Below are 3,359 nucleotides of genomic sequence, written 5' to 3' on the forward strand. Positions count from 1 at the left end.
GTTTGATTTTTTCATCTCACCAAACAAATAGACAATCGTCAAGTCGAAAATAGCTGGAAAAAAAAATTTCGGTAATTAAGTTATCCCGCTTGAATGTTTAGGTGTTTTTTTACGAGCTGAATTGCTGTGAATCACGTATAATAAATTCATCTCCTCTCTGATACAATGAACAGGAATGCTCCTCTGTAACTACAAATACTGCATTACGACGATACATTGTTACACACCGATGAAATTTATTCAGGTTGGATTGCGTAAAACTTACCCAACCCCCGTTTTTCCGGTTAGTTACCCTTAGTTTAACTCATTTGAAGAAAGGGACAAGTCAAATATCGTCGCGATTCAGACTGTTTTTGGTTTGTATTGAGGAGGGGATGGTTTTCGGGATGGAATGCATGGTACAGAGTTGGGCAAGTCAGAGCTGTACGTCCTCGTTCAAGTCGGTTACAGCTTCTTTCAGGACAAGAACATCTTTGATTTTCATAGCTGACTATCAGCTCTCAGCTTCTGAACAGAAACAATCCACGGTTCAAGACGACAGCCATAGGCCAGCTTGACCTGATAACGAGGTGGTCTCTCTTCACTGCTCGTTACTTTATTCCGGGCAAGAGCGGTCTCAAGTGTCTTCCGAAATTCAAGAGGGACATGGATACGTTCCTTGCTGATTTCTTTGATCAACCCAAAGATTTCTTCCCTTTCCTTTGTATACATATACCCTGGCTGAACCACTCCCTTTGTAATGATATACCTGGTTTTATCCTGATATTTCTCACGTAATTCTTTGGGATCCAGTCCTGCGTCAAGGGCAAAAAGGCGGGACGCACTCATGCGCTCCCGTTGCAACTGTTGTTCCGCCCGTTCAAACTCATCGCGCAATTTTTCGTCTCCACTGTTGAGCCGGACTGCCTCCTGCTTCTTTTCCAAAAAAAGTTCCGCTCTCCTGACAGCTTCCTGATAGAGTTCCCCATCATTTTCCAGGACAAGAAAGACTTGTTTGGCAACAAATCGCCTGGAACCGAACTTTTGATCTTCTGATCGCAGATAACTGTCTATCTTGAAACCCAACTCCTCTAATTTATCAGCATTAAACCAGGCAGGCGTTCCCCAACGATTGTAATGGGTAGACTCTTTATCCTGGCTTATGATTCGCCAGGTAAGCTGCAAAGCGACTCCGCTGTTCTCTTTGACCCATTGCCATGAGAGCGGCAGTTCTCTTTCAGTCAGGGATATCTCTGCCTCCGGGGTTCCGGATCTGTTCAAAGCAACTCCAGAGAGCACCGCAATATTCACGCCTATGATAAGGACAAAACCGAGGGCAAACAAGGCACGGGATGAAAAACGTCGGTTCATGCTGCTGCCTCCTGTGTGTTGTTGTTATACGACCTTCGGAGCCGTTTAAAAACCAACAGGATCACAATGGCTGTCAGGCCGATAATCAGAAAGAAAAGATACTTGGGCAGCCAGTCCCACCACCAGTCATAAAATTTTGTATAGAGAAAGATGGTAAAAAAGGTGTTGCCGGTATTAACGACCTCGGGCCAGCCACGCCGTATCCCCAGCCAGATAGCTGCTGCACTAAAGACAAAGCCGACAACCTGATAGATAACTTCAATTGAATCTGCGTCAAGCTCCAGATAACTGATCGCTCCCCAGTTCGAAAGGATAAGAACCGGGATAAAAAAGAGGAGCAAGGCAAAGACACGGTAGATCACCGTGAAACCGGAGAACTTATGATGAGGGATAAAGGAGAGCAGGAAGAGGACACAGGCTGCTGGAAAGAAATTTTCCGGTCGTTCACCAAAGGAAATCCAATAGCAGCCGCTCCAGGTACCAGTCTTGGCAGAGAGAAAGGAGGCAAGACAGATGATGCCTGCTGCCAGAAGCAGACGTGCATCAGCGGCATAGGCGATGATAAAGGCAAAGAGTGCCCAGACCAGAAAGGCATTGGGCGTGGGGGTAATATTGAAGATCTGGCCGAACATGGAAAGGTTGAGGACCAAACAGGCAAAGCTGACCAGACCGAGGAGTTTGGAGAAATAGCCAGTCTTTTCCCTGTGCGAGGCGTATTGCGTGGCGGCCAGAGCAAGCAAGGGGGCTGTGATAAGGATAACGACCTGAATGGTGGTTGAGAATCTGCCCCAGAATTGATAAAAGAGGAAAAAGACACTGGCTGCAAGCCCGAGCGCACCCAGGAAGGAGGCGATTTTCATTCCCAGGCTGAGCTGTTTTTCCCGGCAGTTGACATCAATATCAAAGGCAGATGCCAGTTGGGTCAGGAGATCCTGGTGGTAATCGGCAATGGCAGAGCGTTGGCTGTCCTGAAGGGAGAAAATGTTTTCCTGTTCAAGGAGAGCTACTTCAGCCTGAAAATGTCCGATTTGATCAGCCCGGCGCTGGGCCTCGGCTTTTGATTTTATTTGCATGAAATCAACCTAACCTGTCTGAAGAAAACATCCCCTTTTCCCAACACTTCTCAAGGGAAAAATCTGCCTCACTATTGATCAGAATACCATCCAGCAGGAGCGACCTCAAAATCCAACCAGTCTTTGAAAACATACATTTCCTTCAACACTCTGGAAGGGTTGCCGTTATCTTTTCCTCTATTTCTCCAGTCTTCTTCATCCAGCGTTCCCATGACCACATAATCATTACCGATGATTTCAGGATTGATTTTCAGAAACGCTGCTGCCAGCAACTGTTCTATTTCAGTTTGCTTGGTGATGATCAAATCGCAGTCAACGCAATATTTACATGTCTTGTTCAGTATAAATATCTTCTGTGGTTCTATGTTGATAACAAGGGGGAAATTTCTTACTTTTGTCTTGGCGTTGCATTGCGGGCATTTGGTAAAGGCGCAATCCTCGTAGGGATTGAGGAAGAAATAATGACGTATTTTCTTATCTTTAAAGGTTGATTTTCGCTGTGTTTTCTTGGCCATTGTGTTTACACCATCCTGTTTTTCTCTTTCATGACAAAAAAATATAAAACACCCTAATTATACTTACCAATTCACCGCCTGCCTACCATCTCTCAGGTAATATTTTTTACCATCAAGAATGCTTTTAATGACTGCCTGAATATCAATAGGGAGGTCTTGTGTATCAACCTGACGGGCCTTTTCTCGAAGAGCTGCTAAATCAATAACATCAGAAAAAGTTTCTTCGTCAACTTGAACATATGGACCGTTAGTAGAGTCACTACCGGAATTTTTAATTATCTCAGCCACCCTTATCCCAACTTTGTGAGAATCATTATCGAAACAATCCTAACTACCTGATTATTCGTTGGGCGTAAAAATATTTTTCGTTTATTATCAAGTAATTATATTTTTCAAGGCTTTTGCGGTGCCAAGAAATGAT

Annotated in this window: 4 protein-coding genes; all 4 read right to left on the reverse strand. The window is 44.5% G+C overall.

The genetic code is table 11. The features are described from left to right. Nucleotides 1–480 precede the first annotated feature (480 nt). On the reverse strand, nucleotides 481–1,350 hold the full coding sequence (locus L2082_RS18920) for a DUF4824 family protein (protein ID WP_446011090.1): 870 nt from the start codon (nucleotides 1,348–1,350) through the stop codon (nucleotides 481–483). Next, a complete protein-coding gene (locus L2082_RS18925) occupies nucleotides 1,347–2,423 on the reverse strand; it encodes a DUF2157 domain-containing protein (protein ID WP_446011089.1) in 1,077 nt (358 codons plus the stop codon). Before L2082_RS18925 ends, L2082_RS18920 begins: the two co-directional genes overlap by 4 nt. Before the next feature lie 71 nt (nucleotides 2,424–2,494). Further along, on the reverse strand, nucleotides 2,495–2,938 hold the full coding sequence (locus L2082_RS18930; protein WP_446011088.1) for a hypothetical protein: 444 nt from the start codon (nucleotides 2,936–2,938) through the stop codon (nucleotides 2,495–2,497). Between the two features lie 63 nt (nucleotides 2,939–3,001). Then, nucleotides 3,002–3,226 (reverse strand): hypothetical protein, encoded by a 225-nt coding sequence (locus tag L2082_RS18935; protein ID WP_446011087.1) that lies wholly within the window; start codon nucleotides 3,224–3,226, stop codon nucleotides 3,002–3,004. Nucleotides 3,227–3,359: the final 133 nt, after the last annotated feature.

The organism is Candidatus Electrothrix sp., assembly GCF_052785085.1.